Source organism: Kytococcus schroeteri (assembly GCF_042433515.1).
Classification (GTDB): Bacteria; Actinomycetota; Actinomycetes; order Actinomycetales; family Dermatophilaceae; genus Kytococcus; species Kytococcus schroeteri.
On sequence record NZ_JBHLVH010000013.1, the window covers coordinates 141,618 to 160,567 of the forward strand.

General features: G+C 74.2%; 16 protein-coding genes. 10 read left to right on the forward strand and 6 right to left on the reverse strand.

Annotation, left to right across the window (positions count from 1 at the left end; all coding sequences use genetic code 11):
- Window positions 1–22: 22 nt before the first annotated feature.
- From rimO to ACFFHC_RS06450, 4 genes are read left to right on the forward strand one after another with little or no spacing between them, the layout of a single operon-like run.
- Window positions 23–1,639, forward strand: coding sequence for a 30S ribosomal protein S12 methylthiotransferase RimO (gene rimO / locus ACFFHC_RS06435; RefSeq protein WP_083323525.1), 1,617 nt, complete (start codon window positions 23–25; stop codon window positions 1,637–1,639).
- Window positions 1,636–2,259, forward strand: coding sequence for a CDP-diacylglycerol--glycerol-3-phosphate 3-phosphatidyltransferase (pgsA, locus tag ACFFHC_RS06440; protein WP_101849014.1), 624 nt, complete (start codon window positions 1,636–1,638; stop codon window positions 2,257–2,259). The genes rimO and pgsA overlap by 4 nt, the downstream gene beginning before the upstream one ends.
- Window positions 2,256–2,825, forward strand: a complete 570-nt coding sequence (locus ACFFHC_RS06445) for a CinA family protein (protein WP_269149661.1) — start codon at window positions 2,256–2,258, stop codon at window positions 2,823–2,825. Before pgsA ends, ACFFHC_RS06445 begins: the two co-directional genes overlap by 4 nt.
- Window positions 2,826–2,860: 35 nt before the next feature.
- On the forward strand, window positions 2,861–3,187 hold the full coding sequence (locus ACFFHC_RS06450) for a helix-turn-helix domain-containing protein (RefSeq protein WP_070704989.1): 327 nt from the start codon (window positions 2,861–2,863) through the stop codon (window positions 3,185–3,187).
- 1 nt (window position 3,188) lies between these two features.
- Here ACFFHC_RS06450 and ACFFHC_RS06455 read toward each other — a convergent pair whose 3' ends face one another.
- The 3 genes from ACFFHC_RS06455 to ACFFHC_RS06465 all read right to left on the reverse strand — a co-directional run bounded on the left by ACFFHC_RS06455 (window position 3,189) and on the right by ACFFHC_RS06465 (window position 9,253).
- Window positions 3,189–3,980: a DNA-formamidopyrimidine glycosylase family protein gene (locus ACFFHC_RS06455; protein WP_070704992.1), complete on the reverse strand. Its 792-nt coding sequence runs from the start codon at window positions 3,978–3,980 to the stop codon at window positions 3,189–3,191.
- Window positions 3,973–8,760, reverse strand: coding sequence for an Lhr family helicase (locus ACFFHC_RS06460; protein WP_379803915.1), 4,788 nt, complete (start codon window positions 8,758–8,760; stop codon window positions 3,973–3,975). The genes ACFFHC_RS06455 and ACFFHC_RS06460 overlap by 8 nt, the downstream gene beginning before the upstream one ends.
- Window positions 8,761–8,863: 103 nt before the next feature.
- Window positions 8,864–9,253, reverse strand: a complete 390-nt coding sequence (locus ACFFHC_RS06465) for a WGxxGxxG family protein (RefSeq protein ID WP_181443187.1) — start codon at window positions 9,251–9,253, stop codon at window positions 8,864–8,866.
- 132 nt (window positions 9,254–9,385) lie between these two features.
- On the opposite strand from ACFFHC_RS06465, the gene ACFFHC_RS06470 reads away from it, so the two are divergent.
- From ACFFHC_RS06470 to ACFFHC_RS06480, 3 genes are all read left to right on the forward strand, one after another.
- Entirely contained in the window at window positions 9,386–9,622 is a 237-nt protein-coding gene (locus ACFFHC_RS06470; RefSeq protein ID WP_141494948.1) for a DUF3046 domain-containing protein, read from the forward strand.
- 293 nt (window positions 9,623–9,915) lie between these two features.
- Window positions 9,916–11,019, forward strand: coding sequence for a recombinase RecA (gene recA / locus ACFFHC_RS06475; protein WP_070703360.1), 1,104 nt, complete (start codon window positions 9,916–9,918; stop codon window positions 11,017–11,019).
- Between the two features lie 129 nt (window positions 11,020–11,148).
- Window positions 11,149–11,775, forward strand: coding sequence for a regulatory protein RecX (locus tag ACFFHC_RS06480; RefSeq protein WP_379803920.1), 627 nt, complete (start codon window positions 11,149–11,151; stop codon window positions 11,773–11,775).
- A 12-nt stretch (window positions 11,776–11,787) separates the two neighbouring features.
- Here the strand turns inward: ACFFHC_RS06480 and ACFFHC_RS06485 are convergent, their stop codons facing one another.
- Both ACFFHC_RS06485 and ACFFHC_RS06490 read right to left on the reverse strand, forming a co-directional pair.
- Window positions 11,788–13,131, reverse strand: a complete 1,344-nt coding sequence (locus ACFFHC_RS06485) for a PA0049 C-terminal domain-containing protein (protein ID WP_238329932.1) — start codon at window positions 13,129–13,131, stop codon at window positions 11,788–11,790.
- 133 nt (window positions 13,132–13,264) lie between these two features.
- Window positions 13,265–13,651 carry an antibiotic biosynthesis monooxygenase family protein gene (locus ACFFHC_RS06490; protein ID WP_070703346.1) on the reverse strand — a complete coding sequence of 129 codons (387 nt, stop codon included), beginning with the start codon at window positions 13,649–13,651 and terminating at the stop codon, window positions 13,265–13,267.
- A 72-nt stretch (window positions 13,652–13,723) separates the two neighbouring features.
- On the opposite strand from ACFFHC_RS06490, the gene miaB reads away from it, so the two are divergent.
- The 3 genes from miaB to ACFFHC_RS06505 all read left to right on the forward strand — a co-directional run bounded on the left by miaB (window position 13,724) and on the right by ACFFHC_RS06505 (window position 16,157).
- Window positions 13,724–15,259 carry a tRNA (N6-isopentenyl adenosine(37)-C2)-methylthiotransferase MiaB gene (gene miaB, locus ACFFHC_RS06495; RefSeq protein WP_070703347.1) on the forward strand — a complete coding sequence of 512 codons (1,536 nt, stop codon included), beginning with the start codon at window positions 13,724–13,726 and terminating at the stop codon, window positions 15,257–15,259.
- A gap of 89 nt (window positions 15,260–15,348) precedes the next feature.
- Window positions 15,349–15,978, forward strand: a complete 630-nt coding sequence (locus tag ACFFHC_RS06500) for a hypothetical protein (protein WP_141494786.1) — start codon at window positions 15,349–15,351, stop codon at window positions 15,976–15,978.
- Complete coding sequence (locus tag ACFFHC_RS06505) at window positions 15,975–16,157, forward strand: hypothetical protein (RefSeq protein ID WP_141494787.1); 183 nt, start codon at window positions 15,975–15,977, stop codon at window positions 16,155–16,157. The genes ACFFHC_RS06500 and ACFFHC_RS06505 overlap by 4 nt, the downstream gene beginning before the upstream one ends.
- A 77-nt stretch (window positions 16,158–16,234) precedes the next feature.
- On the opposite strand, the gene ppdK is transcribed toward ACFFHC_RS06505, so the two are convergent.
- The gene (gene ppdK, locus ACFFHC_RS06510; RefSeq protein ID WP_141494788.1) at window positions 16,235–18,895 is read right to left on the reverse strand and encodes a pyruvate, phosphate dikinase; all 2,661 of its coding nucleotides are present in this window, start codon (window positions 18,893–18,895) and stop codon (window positions 16,235–16,237) included.
- Window positions 18,896–18,950 lie beyond the last annotated feature (55 nt).

Consider the following 18,950-nt stretch of genomic DNA (forward strand, 5'->3'; position numbering starts at 1 on the left):
GGTGACCGCCTACCCTTGGAGCATGAGTTCCACCTCCCTCCCCACCGGTTCCGCGCCGGTCGCCGAGCCCGCCGAGAACGCACCCGAGACCACCTCCGGGGGCCAGGTGCGCAGCGTCCACATCGCGACCCTGGGCTGCACCCGCAACGAGGTGGACTCCGAGGAGCTCGCCGGCCGCCTGGCCGCCGCCGGGTGGGAGCTCGTGGACGAGGCCGACGGCGCGGACGTGACGGTGGTGAACACCTGCGGGTTCGTGGACTCGGCCAAGAAGGACTCCATCGACGCGCTGCTGGACGCCCACGACCTCAAGGAGGAGGGGCGCACCGGCGCGGTGGTGGCGGTGGGCTGCCTGGCCGAGCGCTACGGCGCCGAGCTGGCCGCCGAGCTGCCCGAGGCCGACGCGGTGCTGGGCTTCGACTCCTATGCCGACATGTCCTCCTCGCTGCGGGCGGTGCTCGCGGGGCACGCGCCGGAGCCCCACACCCCGGGCGACCGCCGCCGGCTGCTGCCGCTCTCGCCGGTGGCCCGCCAGGAGGGGGCCGCGGGCGTCTCGCTGCCGGGCCACGGCACGGCCACGGCCCAGGAGCTCGAGGAGGCCGGCCTCACCCTGGCCGACCAGGTGACGCCGGTGGAGCCCGGTGACGCCGCGCTGGACGCCCCCGCGCCGGCATCGGGGCCGAGTACCGTCATCCGCCGCCGGCTCAACGACAAGCCGTGGGCGCCGCTGAAGATCGCCTCGGGTTGCGACCGCCGCTGCTCCTTCTGCGCCATCCCGGCGTTCCGCGGGGCCTACCTCTCGCGCCGCCCGCACGACGTGCTCGCCGAAGCCCGTTGGCTGGCGGACAACGGCGTCAAGGAGCTCTTCCTGGTGAGCGAGAACACCACGAGCTACGGCAAGGACCTGGGTGACCTGCGGCTGCTCGACGCGCTGCTGCCCGAGCTGTCCGGCATCGACGGCATCGAGCGGGTGCGCGTGAGCTACCTGCAGCCGGCGGAGATGCGCCCCGAGCTGCTGCGCGCGATGGTGGAGACCCCCGGCGTGGTGCCCTACTTCGACCTGAGCTTCCAGCACGCCTCGGGGCCGCTGCTGCGCCGCATGCGCCGGTTCGGCGACGCCGAGGGCTTCCTCGGCCTCATCGAGCAGGTGCGGTCGGCGGCGCCCACTGCCGGCATCCGGTCCAACGTCATCTGCGGCTTCCCCGGCGAGACCGAGCAGGACGTGGAGCTGCTGGCCGACTTCGTGGTGCGGGCCCGCCTCGACGTGCTCGGTGTCTTCGGCTACTCCGACGAGGACGGCACCGAGGGCGAGACGCTCGACGGCAAGCTGCCGCAGGAGGTCGTCGACGAGCGGGTGGCGCACATCCGCGACCTCGCCGAGGAGGTCATGGCCCAGCGCGCGGCCGACCGCGTGGGCGACCGCGTGAGCGTGCTCGTGGAGGCCGTCGAGGACGAGGGCGAGGCCGGCCAGCAGGTGGTGGGCCGCTCCGAGGAGCAGGGCCCCGAGGTGGACGGCGTGACGGTGCTCGTGGACGCCAGCGGCGCCCCGGCCCGGGTGGGCGTCGGCGAGATCGTGGACGCGACCGTGGTGGACAGCCAGGGCGTGGACCTCGTGGCCCGCGTCGACGGGGACGCCGCGTGAGCGCCCCGCAGCAGCCCGTCGACCCCGTGCCCGCCGGCGCCGCGGCGGGACAGCCCAGCCCGTGGAACCTCGCCAACGCGCTGACGGTGCTGCGCATCCTCATGGTGCCGGTGTTCGTGTGGCTCCTGCTGCGCGACCCCGGCGCCGGGGAGGACCACCTGCATTCGTGGTGGCCGTTCGTGGTCTTCGCGCTGGCCGCGGTGACCGACCGCATCGACGGGGAGCTGGCCCGCCGCCGCAACCTCATCACCGACTTCGGCAAGATCGCCGACCCCATCGCGGACAAGGCGCTCATCGGCTCGGCGCTGGTGTGCCTGAGCTGGATCGACCTGCTGCCCTGGTGGGTGACCGTCGTGGTCCTGGCCCGCGAGCTGCTCATCACGGTGGTGCGCTTCGTGGTGATCCGCTATGGCGTCATGGCCGCCAGCCGCGGCGGCAAGCTCAAGACGGTGCTGCAGTCGGTGGCCGTGGGCCTGATGCTCATGCCGCTGGGAGGCGTGGTGGCCACCATCGCGTGGTGGGTGATGCTGGCGGCCGTGGTGGTGACCGTGGTGACCGGCCTGGACTACCTGCGGGACGCCGCCCGCCTGTGGAGCCGCGGCCGGCGGGGCACCGCGTGACCGACCCGGCGACGCCCGGCGGGGAGCCCGTGACCGACCTCGCCCGCGCGGTGGTGCAGCGGATGACGGCCCGCGGGCTCACGCTCGCGGTGGCCGAGTCGCTCACCGGCGGCCTGGTCTGTGCGGCGCTCACCGACGTGCCGGGCTCCTCGGCGGTGCTCCGCGGGGGCGTGGTCTCGTACGCCACGGAGCTCAAGGCCTCCGCGCTGGGCGTCGATGCCGGGCGGCTGGCCCGGACCGGGCCGGTGGACGGGCTCGTGGCCGAGCAGATGGCCCTGGGCGCCGCGGCCTGGGGCGGTGCGGACCTGGCGGTGGCGACCACCGGCGTTGCCGGCCCGGGACCCGCCGACGGACACCCCGCGGGCACGGTCTTCGTCGGCCTGGCATGGCGCGGGGACGGCGGGGAGGCGGCCGAGGGGGGTGCCGGGGAACACCGGGCCACCCACCGAGCGTTCCACTTCCCGGGCGACCGCGCCGCGGTGCGCCGGCAGAGCGTGGGGGCGGCTCTGCAGGAGGTTCTCAGGCAACTAGACTTGGCTGATCCCCTCGGGGTCCCGTCGACCTGACGGCCCCGACCACCGACGAGACGCAGGAGGCGCGCATGGTGATCATTCGACGCGAGGTCGGCGACGTCCTGCGTGAGCGCCGCCGCGAGCAGGGCCGCACGCTGCGCCAGGTGTCCTCGGACGCCTCGGTGTCGCTGGGCTACCTCAGCGAGGTGGAGCGCGGTGAGAAGGAGGCCAGCTCGGAGATGCTCGCCACCATCTGCCGTGCCCTGGACCTGCCGGTGAGCCAGATGCTCAACGACGTGGCCGTGCGCGTGGCCATCGCCGAGGCCGAGGAGGCCGTGAACGTGCCGGACTCGCCGGCCGACATCCGCCCCGGCGGCCCCCGCGAGCAGGTGCTGCGCCCGACGCCCGTCGGCTGAGTCAGCGCGGGTGGCTGCCCTGGCAGGTGGGGCAGTGGAAGAGCACCCGGTCCGTCGGGGGCGTGCCGAGGGGGTCCACGCGGACCGGCGTCCCACAGCGCAGGCAGGGGCGCCGTGCCCGGCCGTGGACCCAGGTGGGCTCCCGCAGGCTCGGCGGCGTGGTGCGTTGCACCGCCCGTGAGCAGTTGGCCACGAGGGCCGACCGTGCCGTGGTGAGCACGGCCGTCAGGGTCTCCCGCGGCAGCGAACCCGCCCCGGCCCACGGGTCCACCCGCCGCAGGAAGAGCGACTCGGCAGCGTAGAGCGTGCCGATGCCGCAGGCGAGCCGCTGGTCCAGCAGCGCCTCGCCCACCGGGCGGTCGCCCTGGGCCGCGTAGGCGTCGAGCACCACCTCGAGCTCCGTCTCCCGCCCCAGCAGGTCCGGCCCGAGGTGGCCCACCAGCGTGTGCTCCTCGCGGGTGGGCACGAGGTCGAGCATCCCCAGCGACGCGCCGACGGCCACGTGCTCGGCGCTGGCCAGCACGGCGCGCGTGGTGCCGGGCAGCCGCGCCGGCCCGGGGACGGGGTGCACGCGCCAGGAGCCCTCCATGCGCAGGTGGGAGTGCAGGGTGCGGCCGTCGTCGAGGCGGTGCAGCAGGTGCTTGCCACGGGCGACGACCTCCAGGGTGGTGCGGCCGGTGAGGTCGACCGTGGCCAGCGACGGCCAGCGCAGGTCGCTGCGGGTGAGCTCCCGTCCGGCCAGGGCGAGGTGGAGCCGGCGTGCGGTGCGCCAGACGGTGTCGCCCTCAGGCACGCAGCCTCCAGCCCTTGGGGGTGGCACCGAAGCCGGCCTCCTGCAGCGCGGCGACCAGCGGCGACTCGCTGCGCAGGGCGGGCTCCCCGTCGATCGTCTCCACCGAGAGCCCCGCGATGCGGCGTGCGGTCACCGCGTCGGCGGCGGCGCGGGCCGCGGCGGCCAGCCGGGCCGGGTCGGTGGTGAAGGTCAGCGCAGTGCGCCCGCCGCGCTCCCACCACACGGCCGGCACGCCGTCGACGAGCGCCACCATCGCGCCGGCCTTGCGGCTGGGGCGGTGGCTGCCGCCGGTGGTCTCGGGCCAGGACAGGGCGGCGCCGTGCACCACGGCGGGGTCGCAGGCGCTCAGCAGGCGGGCGATGGGGGCGCCCTCGGGTCGGGTGCCCGCCGGGCTGCCCGAGCGGTCCGTCCGCAGCAGGTCCACGGCGCCGGAGGGCGCGAACTGCGCGGCGCCCAGGGACTCCACGAAGTAGCCGCGGCGCACGCGCCCGGCGTCCTCGGCGGCGGCCAGCACCCGGTAGAGCGCCGCGAAGCCTCCGTCCACGCCCTCGGCGGCCACCGCGCCGCGGGTGACCACGCCGTGGCGGTCCAGGGCCACCTCCGCGGCGGCCACGGCGCGGACGGTCGGGTCGGTGTCCACGGTGGGCAGCAGCGACCAGCGGCCGGTGAGCAGGTCCGGCGTGGAGGGCGGGCGCCCCGAGCGCAGCCCTGCCCCCGGCGAGGCCGCCCCCGCACCCCGTCCGCCGGCCAGCCCCAGCCCGCGCAGCGAGGCCGGACGCCCCGAGGCCCGGGCCCGACGGGCCTGCGGGCGGGACTTCTGCGCCGTGCGGCCGCCCGACAGCCGGGCGCGCACCGGGGCGAAGGTGTCGCTCGTGAGGCGACCGGCCCCCACGAGCTCCCACACGGCATCGGTCCAGGCCCCGGAGGTGGTGAGCAGCTCGGCGTCGGGTGCCTCCTCGTGGGCCGCGTGCAGCTCGGCCCACCGTGAGGCGCCGCGCCGGGCCAGCAGCTCCTCCACCCGGGCGGACGCCGCGTCCGGGGCGTCCTGCGGCACCGGCCGGGTCACCGGTGCCTGGTCGGCCGGGTGGAAGGAGACCCACAGGTCGTCACCGGCCAGCAGCCCGTGGGAGACCCACACGAACTCCCCGCCGGCCAGCAGCTCGTCGAGCATCGCCGGGGCGTAGTCGCGGACGCGGGCCGGCAGCACCAGCGTCTCCACGGCGCTCGCCGGCAGCACCGCCCCCGTGAGCTGCTCCAGGGCGCGGGCCACCGCATCGACCCCGCGGGAAGGGGAGGACAGCCCCTGCCAGCGCAGCACGAAGCGCGCGAACTCCTCGCCGCCCACCGGCTCCACCTCGGCGCGCAGCGCGGCCAGGGAGCGCCGGCGCAGGCGGCGCAGCACCTCGGCGTCGCAGAAGTCCGGGCCGATGCCGTCGGTCGCCTCGCCGCCCCCGGCCGCCAGCGGGCGCAGCGCACCCTCCACGAGGCGGCCGTCGCGCACCAGGGCCCGTAGCGCCGGCACCACCACGGCGCGTCCCAGTCCCAGGCGCGTGGCCAGCTGGTCGGGGGTGAACGGCCCGTGGGTGCGGGCGTGGCGCACCACGAGGTCCGTGAGCGGGTCGGTGCTCACCACCATCGCGGCCAGCGGCAGGCCCGGCGGCACGGGGGTGCCCAGGGCGTCGCGGAGGCGGGCCACGTCCTCCACCGCCGCCCAGCAGGGGCGCCCACCCACCGGCACCTGCACCGCACGCCGGGAGGCCTCCAGTGCGGCCGTCCAGGCCGGCACGTCCGCATCGGGCACGGAGCGCGCGGCGATCTCCTCGGCGTCCAGCGGTCCCAGCACGCGCAGCAGGTCGGCCAGGTCCTCGGCGTGACGCGCGCGGCGGTCGGGGGCGGTGTGCTGCAGCTCGGCCTCGGTGTCCAGCACCGCCTGCGGGTCGAGCAGGTCGCGCAGCCCGGCGCCCTCGGAGCGGCCCAGCAGGTCGGCCAGCAACGTGGGGTCCAGCGCGAGCGCGGCCGCACGGCGCTCGGCCAGCGGGGAGTCGCCCTCGTAGAGGAACTGCGCCACGTAGCCGAACATCAGGTTCTGCGCGAAGGGGCTGGCGCCGGGGGTCTCCACGAACACGGTGCGCACCTCGCGGCGGGCCATCCGGCGCATGAGCTCGGTGAGGGCGGGCACGTCGTAGACGTCCTGCAGCACCTCGCGCACGGCCTCCAGCACGATCGGGAAGTCCGGGTGCCCGGCGGCCACCTCCAGCAGCGACGCCGCGCGCTGCCGCTGCTTCCACAGGGCCTGGCGGCGGTCCGGACGGCGGCGGGGGAGCAGCAGGGCGCGGGCGGCGCACTCCCGGAAGCGGCTGGCGAAGAGCGCCGAGCCACCCACCAGGGCGGTCACCTCGTCGTTCACCTCCTCGGGGTCCAGGGCCACGAGCTCGGCCAGGGCAGCGTCCAGGGAGCGCGCGTCGAGCGTGGTCGGCGTCGGGCCGGTGCCGCTGTCCGCATCGGCACCCGTCCCGCCCGACCCGGCCGGCACCGCATCGGGGACCGACCACGCGTCCCACCCGCCGAGGTCCGGCAGCCGCAGCACGATGCCGTCGTCGGCGTGCATCGCCTGCACGTCCACCCCGAAGCGCTCCCGCAGCCGCTCGGCCAGCACCAGGGCCCACGGTGCGTGCACGGGGGAGCCCCAGGGGGAGTGGACGACCACGCGCCAGTCGCCCAGCTCGTCGCGGAAGCGCTCCACCACCACGGTGCGGTCGTCGGGCACGGCGGTGGTCGCCTCGGCCTGGGCCTGCACGTGCGCCACCACGTTGTCCACGGCCCAGGCGTCGAGCCCCGATGCGGTGAGACGCTCCCGCACGTCGGCCTCGGCCCCGGTGGCCACCTCCCGGACGAAGGCCCCCAGGTGCCCGCCGAGCTCGGCCGGACGCCCCAGGCCGTCGCCGTGCCAGAAGGGCAGCTTGCCGGGCTGGCCGGGCGCGGGGGAGACGAGCACCTGGTCGTGGGTGATGTCCTCGATGCGCCACGACGAGGTGCCCAGGGTGAACACGTCACCCACCCGCGACTCGTAGACCATCTCCTCGTCGAGCTCACCCACCCGGCGCCCCGGACCCTCGCCGCCGGCGAGGAACACGCCGAACAACCCGCGGTCGGGGATCGTGCCGCCGGAGAGCACCGCCAGTCGCTGCGCCCCGGGACGGGCGGTGAGCGTGTCGTCCACGCGGTCCCAGACCAGGCGCGGCCGCAGGTCGGCGAAGTCCTCCGAGGGGTAGCGGCCCGTGAGCATCTCCAGCACGGACTCCAGCACCGCCCGCGAGAGGTCGGCCCACGGGGCGGCGCGCCGCACCATCGCGTGGAGGTCGGTGACGGTCCAGTTGTCCAGCGCGCAGGCCGCCACCACCTGCTGGGCCAGCACGTCCAGCGGGTTGGCGGGTACGCGCAGCGCCTCGATGCCGCCGGCCCGCATCTGCTCCACCACCACCGTGGTCTCCAGGAGGTCCTGCCGGTGCAGGGCGTGGAAGCTGCCGCGGCTCACCGCCCCCACCTGGTGACCGGCGCGCCCCACCCGCTGCAGGCCGCTGGCCACGCTGGGCGGGGACTCCACCTGCACCACGAGGTCCACCGCGCCCATGTCGATGCCGAGCTCCAGCGAGCTGGTGGCCACCACCGCCGGCAGCGTGCCGGCCTTGAGGGCGTCCTCGATCTCGGCGCGGTGCTCCTTGCTCACCGACCCGTGGTGGGCCCGTGCCAGCACCGGTGGAGCCCCGGCCGACGCGCCGGCCGTGCGCTCGGCCCAGATCTCGTTGAGGCGGGCCGTCAGCCGCTCGGCCGAGCGGCGCGAGTTGCAGAACACGAGCGTGGAGGTGTGGGCGGCGATCTCGTCGACGATCCGCTGCTCCACGTGCGGCCAGACGCTGGCCCGGTCGCGGGGGTCGGCGGACTCGGGCGAGAGGTCGGCCAGCGTGAGGTGCTCGGGCAGCGCGAGGTCCTCACCCGCATCGGGCACGGGGACCGGCGCGGCGCCCGGCGCGGTGGCGAGGTCCGCCAGGTCCGGCACGTCGGCGTGCACCGCCAGGTCCCACTGCTTGGTGGCCGGGGGCTGCACCACGGTGACCGGCCGGCCCCCGGCCAGCCAGCGTCCCACCTCGTCCACCGGCCGCACCGTGGCCGACAGCCCGATGCGCTGGGCCGGCCGCTCGAGGAGGGCGTCGAGCCGCTCCAGGGTGAGGGCCAGGTGCGCCCCGCGCTTGGTGCCCGCCATCGCGTGCACCTCGTCGAGCACCACGGTGGTCACCCCGGAGAGCTGCTCGCGGGCCTTCGAGGTGAGCAGCAGGTAGAGCGACTCCGGGGTGGTGATGAGCACGTCCGCACCGTGGCTGGCGAAACGGCGCCGGTCCGCGGGGGACGTGTCGCCGGAGCGCAGTGAGACCCCCACCCGCGGGGGCTCGGTGCCCAAGCGCACCGCGGCGTGCCCGATGCCGGCCAGGGGCGCGGCCAGATTGCGCTCCACGTCGACCGCCAGTGCCTTGAGCGGGGAGACGTAGACCACGCTGCACGGCGCGGTGGGGACCTCGTGGTCCGGGCGCGGGACGAACTGGTCGAGCGACCACAGGAAGGCCGAGAGCGTCTTGCCCGACCCGGTGGGGGCCACCACCACGGTGTGCTCGCCCCGGCTGATGGCGTCCCACGCGCCGGCCTGGGCGGCGGTGGGCGCGGCGAAGCTCGCCTCGAACCACGCACGGGTGGCGGGGGAGAACCGGGAGAGCACGTCGTCCGTCATCGGGGGTCAGCCTGCCACCGCGCACCGACGACCTCGCGCGGGGACGTACGTGAGGGCCCGCAGCCGGGTGGCTGCGGGCCCTCACGACGGGGCGTACGTCGCGTCAGCGACGGCCGGTGCCCGGCAGGTCGTCGCGGTCCAGGCGGCCGTCGCCGTCACCGAAGCGGTCGTCCGCACGTTGGGTGAGGCCGTCGGTGCGGGAGGTGACGTCGGCGCGGGTGGTGATCGTGTGACGCACCTCGGTCTCCTCGCGCTTCCTGCCACCCATGCCCAGCAGGCCGGCGAGGCCCAGGAGGCCCAGCAGGCCCCACGGGAAGCCCTTGTCCTCGTCCTTCTCCTCCGAGGTGGAGGTGGTCTCCTCGGCCTGGGTGGTCACGGTGCCCGAGGCCGGGGCCTCGTTGCTCGGGGTGTTCTGGGCGTGGGCCGGCGCCACGGCGGTCAGCGGGGCGGCGGCCAGTGCCAGGATCAGGGCGATGGACCGGGTGGTACGCACGGTCTCACTCCTTGCATCGGATCGGGGCGGTGGCGATCTGCCGGTGTCCCAGTTCCCTTCGACCCAAGCACAGTTCGTCGGGGCACGCGGGGGGAGGAAGGGGATGCGCGAGGGGCCTGTGAGACTGACGCCATGCGCAACAGCCAGCTGGACGAGCTCATGGCCGCGGAGTTCGGGGCCGCGATGGCCGGCCACATCCGTCGCAACCACGTGCTCTCGGAGGTGGCGGGGGAGCGCACGGTCGAGGAGGCCCTGGCCGCCGGCGTGCCGCCGCGGCAGGTGTGGCACTCGCTGTGCGTGGACTTCGACGTGCCAGCCGAGCGGCAGTGGGGGCCGGACCCGGGGCCTCCCGCCGGGCGGGTCGACTGAGGCCGGGCGGACGGGTGCGTCGTGTCACGGGGCAGGGGCGCGACACGCCGAACAGTCGTCGGTCGACGGGCGAACAGGTGTTCTGTAGTCTGTGCGCAGGAACGCTCGCCGTGCGCCTCGGCCCGTCAGCTCGTCCACAGTCCGTGGCGCGCTCGGGGGAGGTTGTCGGTGGGCGCTCCTAGCGTCTGACGCAGACCCGTGAACGACCGCCCGGGGATCAACCGGGCCGTCCCGCGGGAGGCATGCGTCGAAGGTGGGCGCGCCCGACACGATGTGACAAGGAAGTGGTGAGCATGGCCGGCAAGAAGACCAACACCGACCCGACCGCGGAGCGCGCGCGGTCCCTCGACGCCGTGATGGCGCAGATCGAGAAGCAGCACGGCAAGGGCGCCGTGATGCGCCTGGGTGACGACACGCGTCCGCCCATCGCCACCATCCCGACGGGGTCCATTGCCCTCGACGTCGCGCTCGGCCTGGGTGGCCTGCCCCGCGGGCGTGTCATCGAGATCTACGGCCCGGAGTCCTCCGGTAAGACGACCGTGGCCCTGCACGCCGTGGCCAACGCGCAGAAGGCCGGCGGCATCGCGGCGTTCATCGACGCCGAGCACGCGCTGGACCCGGAGTACGCCCGGAAGCTGGGTGTGGACGTCGACAACCTGCTCGTGTCGCAGCCCGACACCGGTGAGCAGGCGCTGGAGATCGCGGACATGCTGATCCGCTCCGGTGCGCTGGACATCATCGTCATCGACTCCGTGGCGGCCCTGGTGCCCCGCGCCGAGATCGAGGGCGAGATGGGTGACTCCCACGTGGGTCTGCAGGCCCGCCTCATGAGCCAGGCGCTGCGCAAGATCACCGGTGCCCTGAGCAGCACCGGCACCACGGCCATCTTCATCAACCAGCTGCGCGAGAAGATCGGCGTGATGTTCGGCTCCCCGGAGACCACCACCGGTGGTAAGGCGCTGAAGTTCTACGCCTCGGTGCGCATCGACGTGCGTCGCATCGAGACGCTCAAGGACGGTACCGAGCCGGTCGGCAACCGCACCCGCGCCAAGATCGTCAAGAACAAGGTCTCGCCGCCGTTCAAGCAGGCCGAGTTCGACATCCTCTACGGGCAGGGCATCTCCCGGGAGGGCGGCATCATCGACATGGGCGTGGAGCACGGCTTCATCCGCAAGTCGGGTGCCTGGTACACCTACGACGGCGACCAGCTGGGGCAGGGCAAGGAGAACGCCCGGCAGTTCCTGCGTGACAACCCGGACCTCACCGAGGAGCTGGACCGCAAGATCAAGGCCAAGCTCGGCATCGGGGTGGACCCGAACGCGGTGACCGAGGACGTGGACGCCGAGGCGGCCGCCCTGGCCGCGGGCCAGCCCGACGAGGTCGAGGTCACCTTCTGACCGTGACCGCACCGCAGCGCACCGAGCGCACCACCGCACCCGTGGGACCCGGTTCCCGTGGGTGACGGCCCCCTGACCCCGGGCCCCGACGCGTCGACCCCGCGTCGGGGTCCGGCCCGTGCACCGGACATGGAGGAGCTGCGTCGCATCGCGGCCGGGGAGGTGGACGGTCTCGGGGTGGGCGCGCCCACCTCCCCGCCGTCGTCCGCCCCGTCCCGGCCGTCGGCGCCACCGCCGCCCCCGGAGGACCCCGCGCAGCAGGACGCCGAGGCCGACCCCCACGAGGTGGCGCGCGCCATCGTCCTGCGGCAGCTCACCGCCGCCCCGAGGAGCCGCCGGCAGCTCGAGGACAAGCTGGCCCAGCGGGGGTGCGATCCCGAGGTGGCCCGCGAGGTGCTCGACCGGATGGAGGCCGTCGGCCTGGTGGACGACGAGGCGTACGCCCACATGCTCGTGCGCTCCCAGCAGCAGGGTCGCGGACTGGCCCGCCGCGGGCTGGCGCACGAGCTGCGGCGCAAGGGGATCGACGAGGAGGTCGCCCAGCAGGCCCTCGCCGACGAGGTGACACCCGACGGTGAGCGGGCCCGGGCCGAGCAGCTCGTGGCCAAGAAGTTGCGCACCATGAGCGGCCTCGACCGGCAGGTGAAGACCCGTCGGCTCGCGGGCATGCTCGCCCGCAAGGGCTACTCCGGGGAGGTCGCGTACTCGGTCATCCGCGAGGCGCTCGACCAGGACCCCGAGCACCAGCGCGACTGACCCCGCGGGCCCTCAGCGCGTGGACCGCGCCGTGCGCACGACCAGCTCCCGCACCTGGGCCGTGATCGCCTCCCGGTTGGCCTTGAACTGCGACGAGGTGAGCTGCGTCCTGTCCTCCGGCAGGCCCTCCAGCACCGGCGTGTGGACGTGCCCGCCGGGCACGTCCAGGCCCACGGCGTCCCGCAGCAGCGTCGCCCGGTAGGCCACCTCGTTGGAGAGGTAGTTGCCACCCCCGCCAGCCCGTGCCTGCGACCCCTCGGTGGGGCCGTCGGGCCGGACCGTCCCGGGGGACTTCGGGGCCGGGCAGGTCGTGGTCACCGGTTCGGGGGGCGTGTCGCCGGGAACCTCCGTGACCTCGGTGTTGCGCACCACGGGGAAGGGCCCGCTGGGTCGGGCGGTGAGGGCGTCCATGGGCAGCGTGGACCGGGTCCACTGGGGCTGGGGCGTCACCGTCGGGGACTGCGGGGCCGGGACCTGGCCCCGGTGGCACACGAACTCGTTGTCGTGGAACCCGGCACGCCAGGCCCCGTTCGTCACCTCGAGGTCGAACTGGCCCGGTCGCCCCTGGCTCACGGTGGTGAACGCGTCGATCCCGTCGCGGCCGGTGGTGAAGTGCGGCAGCAGCGTGTCCTCGACCATCCCGTGGTCGAAGTCCCGCCACCGCACCGGGAGCATCGCGGCCTCGATGCGCACCGGCCCGTCCGGTCCGGCGACGGTCAACCCGTCGAGCGCGAGGGCCGCGGCGCCCGACGGGTTGGCCTGGCGGACGTCCTCGTCCAAGGTGAACGGGTCGAAGCCCGTGACGAGCACGCGCTTCACGCCGCGGCCCTTGGGGAAGTGGACGTCCTCCTGCCCGCGGGACACGCGGTCGAGGCGGTCGACGAGGTCCTGCCGCTGCGCCGCCGACAGGTGGGCGCTGCCGGCGTGCTGCCGGATGCTGGCCACCATCGCCAAGCGCGCCCAGTAGAGCGGGCGGTCGTCCCCGGCGCTCAACCACCCACCGGTGTCGACCCGGCCCTGGGCCCGGTCGACGGCGAGCTCCCACAGGGCGGCGCCGTGCTCCTGCACCACCTGCTCTGCCGCCTCGGCGTCCGGAGCCGCGCACAGGGCGCGCTGGAACGAGGCCACCTGGTCCCCGAAGCCGCCCCCGGCCACGAGGGCTGCCGCCTCGGGGCGCGCGAGGAAGGCCTCCTCGGGCGTGAGGGGGACGTCCCCGTCCGCGCACGGGGAGGCCGGCAGGGTCGGTGCGGTGGAGGTGGCCTCGGACAGCGGGCGGCTCTGGCTCGGCCCGCCGGAGAGGGTGGTCAGGGTGACAGCCGCGGTCAGGACGGCAACGGCGCGGGTGGGGCGCGACATGGATCCTCCTGGGGTGTGGGTCACCGCACCGTACCCACCGGGACCCGAGGGGCATCGAGGACCGACCCGGACCAGGTCCCGCCCAGCGCCCCGGCTGAGATGTGGGCGTCGTCACGCCCGGTGAGTGGTCGGCTCAGGCCTCGCCGGCACCACCACCGGTGCTGCCGCCGGCCACGTCGTAGGACCACAGCTCGGCGCTCATGCCCACCGGCTTCTGGCGGGGCTGCTCGCCACCCTCACCGTGCGCGCCGGACGCGGCCTCGGAGCCCTCGGGACGGCCCTGCCCGCCGTGGGCCTTCTGGAAGTCCCGGCCGGAGGTCCACGCCTCGAAGGAGGCCTCGTCGGCCCAGCGGGTCACCACCAGCCAGACGTTGCGGCCGTCGGTGGGGCGCAGCAGCTCGAAGCCCTTGAAGCCCGGCTGGCCGTCCACGGCGCCCGCGCGCTGCGCGAAGCGGTGGGCGAGCTCGTCGCCGGAGTCGGCGGGCACGGTGATGGCGTTGATCTTGATGACGTCGCTCATGCCCCTATCGTGGCACCGGGCCCCTCGCGGCCGGCGGGGGAGTCACCCGCGGCGCGTAGAATCCGCCCCACGATGAGCACCTCCACCACCGGCAAGACCTACGACGTCCGCACCCACGGGTGCCAGATGAACGTGCACGACTCCGAGCGCCTCTCGGGCCTGCTCGAGGGGGCTGGCTACACCGACCTGGCGGCACTGGACGCCGCCGAGCGCCCGGAGACCGCCGACGTGGTGGTGTTCAACACCTGCGCGGTGCGCGAGAACGCCGCCAACAAGCTCTACGGCAACCTCGGCCAGCTGCGGCAGGCCAAGCTGCGCAACCCGGACCTGCAGATCGCCGTCGGCGGCTGCTTGGCCCAGATGGACCGCGACACCATCGTGAAGAAGGCGCCGTGGGTCGATGTGGTCTTCGGCACCCACAACATCGGCTCCCTGCCGGTGCTGCTGGAGCGCGCCCGCCACAACCGCGAGGCCCAGGTGGAGATCCTGGAGTCGCTCGAGACCTTCCCGTCCACCCTGCCGACCCGCCGCGACAGCGCGTACTCCGGTTGGGTGTCCATCAGCGTGGGCTGCAACAACACGTGCACCTTCTGCATCGTGCCCAGCCTGCGCGGCAAGGAGAAGGACCGCCGCCCCGGCGACGTCCTGGCCGAGGTGCAGGCGCTGGTGGACCAGGGCGTCGTGGAGGTGACCCTGCTGGGGCAGAACGTCAACACCTACGGCGTGGAGTTCGGCGACCGTCAGGCCTTCAGCAAGCTGCTGCGCGCCTGCGGCGAGATCGAGGGCCTGGAGCGCGTGCGCTTCACCTCCCCGCACCCGGCCGCCTTCACCGACGACGTCATCGACGCCATGGCCGAGACGCCCAACGTCATGCCGAGCCTGCACATGCCGCTGCAGTCCGGCTCGGACAAGGTGCTCAAGGACATGCGGCGCAGCTACCGGGGCAAGAAGTTCCTGGGCATCCTGGAGCGCGTCCGCGAGCAGATCCCGCACGCGGCCATCACCACCGACCTCATCGTGGGCTTCCCCGGCGAGACCGAGGAGGACTTCGCCGAGACCCTGCGCGTGGTGGAGGCCAGCCGCTTCTCCAGCGCCTTCACCTTCCAGTACTCCATCCGCGAGGGCACGCCCGCGGCCACGATGGAGAACCAGGTGCCCAAGGATGTCGTGCAGGACCGCTTCGACCGCCTCATCGAGCTGCAGGAACGCATCTCCTGGGAGGAGAACCGCGCCCAGGAGGGACGCACCGTCGAGGTGCTGGTGGCCCCCGGCGAGGGCCGCAAGGACGCCGAGACCCAGCGCATGTCCGGCCGTGCGGACGACAACCGCCTGGTGCACTTCGCGCTGCCGGCAGACCTCCCCGAGGCCGACCGCCCCCGCCCCGGCGACATGGTCACCGTGGAGGTCACCTACGGCGCCCCGCACAACCTCATCGCCGACTCAGCGGTGCAGGGCGGCACCTTCTCCGTGCGCCGCACCGCCGGCGGCGACGCGTGGGAGCGGGCCCAGGGCATGCCCGCCAAGAAGCCGGCGGTCGGCCTGGGGATGCCCGGCATCGGCCGGCCGCCGGCCCCGGACGTGACGCAGGCCCCCTGCCGAGTGGACTGAGCACCGCCCGTCGGGCCGGGTCGCACGCCCGCCCGGCGGTAGCCTCCGGGCGTCCAGGGGAACCGCCCCTGCCGACCCCAGGAGAGCCCATGCGTCGACTCCCCGTGGCCGTCGTGGCCGCCCTCTGCCTCGCCCCGATGGCGGTGCCCGCAGGTGCCGCCCCCGCGGCCACCGCCCCGTCCGGTGCCGCCACCAGTTCGTCCACGCCGGGGAGCGCGGGCAACGACTCGATGGCCCTGGACGCCGCCGCCAAGGGCACCGACCGGGCGGCGGAGTACCCCGACCAGGGGGACGGCCCGCACTCCCCGCGCAACCGCACCCCCGAGCCCCTCTCGGTGAAGCGCAGCGGCGGGGTGGAGGTCCGCGCCGTGGACCTCGGCGACATCGACCTGGGTGGCCCGAGGAACCCCGGGGAGTTCCGCGCGCCGGTGCGGGGCCAGCTGTACCGGCCCGCCCACGCCCGGGGCAAGGCGCCACTGCTGGTCTTCGGCCACCTGCGCGCCCCCGCCTGCACCGACGACCTCTCGCGTTGGCCCTGCCCCGCCGGGTTCGAGCCGATGCGCTACGACCTGGGCATGGCCTACCTGGGCCGGGCGCTGGCCGAGCAGGGGTACGCGGTGCTCGTGCCGGACCTCGCCCCGCTCTACGTGGCCGGGGCCCTGAGCGACCCCTACGACCAGACCACGGGCTGGCTGCTCACCGTGGGCGGCCTGCGATGAGGCCCGCGCAGGTGCTGACGCTGTCGGCCGGTGGGGCGGTGCTGCTCCTGCTGGCCGGCGTGGTGCTCTGGGCCACGGGCTCCGCCCCGCTGGGCCCGTTCCTGGCCCTGGTGGGCGTCCTCGACCTCTTCGCGCTGGGCCTCGTGGCCCGCACCTGGCGGCGCCAGGGACGGCTCTAGCAGGACCCGCACGACGAAGGGGCCCCGCCGCCGGCGGGGCCCCTTCGTCATGTCACCGGGCAGTCAGCCCGGGGACGTCACTTGCCCTGGGCGTCCAGCACCGCGCGGGCCGCCGCGAAGCGGGCGATCGGCACACGGTAGGGGGAGCAGGACACGTAGTTGAGGCCGAGCTCCTCGAAGAGCGCGATGGAGGCCGGGTCACCACCGTGCTCGCCGCAGACGCCGAGCTTGAGGTCGGACTTGGTGGAGCGACCACCCTCGACACCCAGCTTCACCAGGCCTCCGACGCCGTCGACGTCGATGGAGCCGAAGGGGTTGCCCGGCACGACGTCCTCGTCGATGTAGTGGGCCAGGAAGGCGCCCTCGGCGTCGTCGCGGGAGATGCCCACACCGGTCTGGGTGAGGTCGTTGGTGCCGAAGGAGAAGAAGTCGGCGTGCTCGGCGATCTGGTCGGCGGTCACCGCGGCGCGGGGCAGCTCGATCATCGTGCCGACGGGGAAGTCCATCGACTCGCCAGCGGCCTGCAGCTCCTCGGCCACGGTGGCCTCGATGACCTCGCGCATGCGCTTGAGCTCCTCGGCGAAGCCCACCAGCGGCACCATAATCTCCACGTGCGGGTCGTTGCCGCGCTTCTTGGAGGCCAGGGCCGCACGCACGATGGCGCGGGTCTGCATGGCGGGGATCTCCGGGTACAGCAGCGCCAGGCGCACACCGCGGGTACCCAGCATCGGGTTCTGCTCGGTGAGCTTCTTGACCTGCGCCAGCAGGGTGCGGGCCTCGGCCAGCTCGGCGTCGTCCTCGCCCCTGCCCTCGAGCTCCAGGCGCTGCACCAGCAGGGCCTGGTCCACGAGGTTGGGCAGGAACTCGTGCATCGGCGGGTCGAGCAGGCGCACGGTCACCGGCAGGCCGGCCATCGCGTCGAAGATCGCCTCGAAGTCCTCCTGCTGCAGCGGCAGGATCTCGGCCAGCGCCTGGGTGCGGGCCTCGTCGGAGTCGGCGAGGATCATCTTGCGCACGGCCGGCAGGCGGTCGGCCTCCATGAACATGTGCTCGGTGCGGCACAGGCCGATGCCCTGCGCGCCGAACTCCCGGGCCTTGGCGGCGTCGGTGCCGTTGTCGGCGTTGGCGCGCACGTCCATGCGGCGGATCTCGTCGGCCCAGCCCACGATGGTCTGGAAGTCGTCGTTCAGCTGCGGCGGCACGAGCTCCAGGGCGGAGGCGTAGACCTCACCGGTGGAGCCGTCCAGGGTGATCATGTCGCCCTCGCGCAGCACCGTCTCACCGATGGTGAGGGTCTTGGCCTCGGCGTCGATCTTGATCTTGGAGGCACCGGCCACGCAGGGCTTACCCATGCCACGGGCCACCACGGCCGCGTGGGAGGTCATGCCGCCGTGGGCGGTGAGCACGCCCTGGGCCACGATCACGCCGGCGATGTCGTCCGGGGTGGTCTCCCAGCGCACCAGCACCACGTCCTCGCCGGCCTTGCCGCGGGTGGCGGCGGTCTCGGCGTCGAACACGACCTCGCCCACGGCGGCGCCGGGGGAGGCGTTGAGGCCCTTGGTGACCGGGGTCTGGCCGTGGTCGGGGTTGATGGCCGGGTGCAGCAGCTGGTCGAGCTGCATCGGCTCGATGCGCTTCAGGGCGCCGGCCTTGTCGAGCTTGCCCTCGTTCACCATGTCGACGGCGATCTTGAAGGCGGCCGGGGCGGTGCGCTTGCCGTTGCGGGTCTGCAGCAGGTAGAGCTTGCCGTCCTCGACGGTGAACTCGATGTCCTGCATGTCGCCGTGGTGCTCCTCGAGACGGTTCATCGTCTCCATGAGCTCGGCGTAGGCCTGCGGCAGCACGGCCTCCATCTCGGCCAGCGGCTTGGGGGTGCGGATGCCGGCCACCACGTCCTCGCCCTGGGCGTTGACGAGGAACTCGCCGTAGAGCTCCTGGGCGCCGGTGGAGGGGTTGCGGGTGAAGCACACGCCGGTGGCGGAGGTCTCGCCGCGGTTGCCGAACACCATCTGCATGACGTTCACGGCGGTGCCCAGGTCGTCCGGGATGCCGTTGGCCTTGCGGTACACGCCGGCGCGCGGGGTGTCCCAGGAGGAGAAGACGGCGTTGACGGCGCGCTTCAGCTGCTCCTTGGGGTCGGTGGGGAACTCCTCGCCCATCTGGTCGCGCGAGACCTGCTTGTAGGTCTCCACCAGGCCCTTGAGGTCCTCGGCGGTCAGGTCGGTGTCGTTCTCCACGCCGCGCTCGGCCTTGAGGGCGCGCAGGGCGTCCTCGTACACGTGGTGCGGCACGCCCTCCACGACGTCGCCGTACATCTGGATGAAGCGGCGGTAGGTGTCCCAGGCGAAGCGGTCGCCGAACTCGGCGGCCAGCGAGCCCACGGTGGAGTCGCTCACGCCGAGATTGAGGATGGTGTCCATCATGCCCGGCATGGAGATGACGGCGCCGGAGCGCACGGAGACCAGCAGCGGCTTCTCGGCGTCACCCAGGCGGCGGCCGGTGCGCTCCTCGAAACGGGCCAGCGAGTCCTCCACCTGACCCCACAGGTCGGCCGGCCACTCGCCGCCGTTGTTCATGGTGTCGATGCAGGCCGTGGTGGTGACCGTGAAGCCGTCCGGGACGGGGACGCCGAGCTTGATCATCTCCGAGAGGTTGGCTCCCTTGCCGCCCAGGAGGGGCTTCATCGAGATGTCGCCCTCGGAGAGGTCATAGGTGTACTTCGTGGCACCGCCGGTCATGCGGATCCTCCAGGTCACGTGGTTGTGGAGCAGTGGTGATGGGCCCCGGACGGGC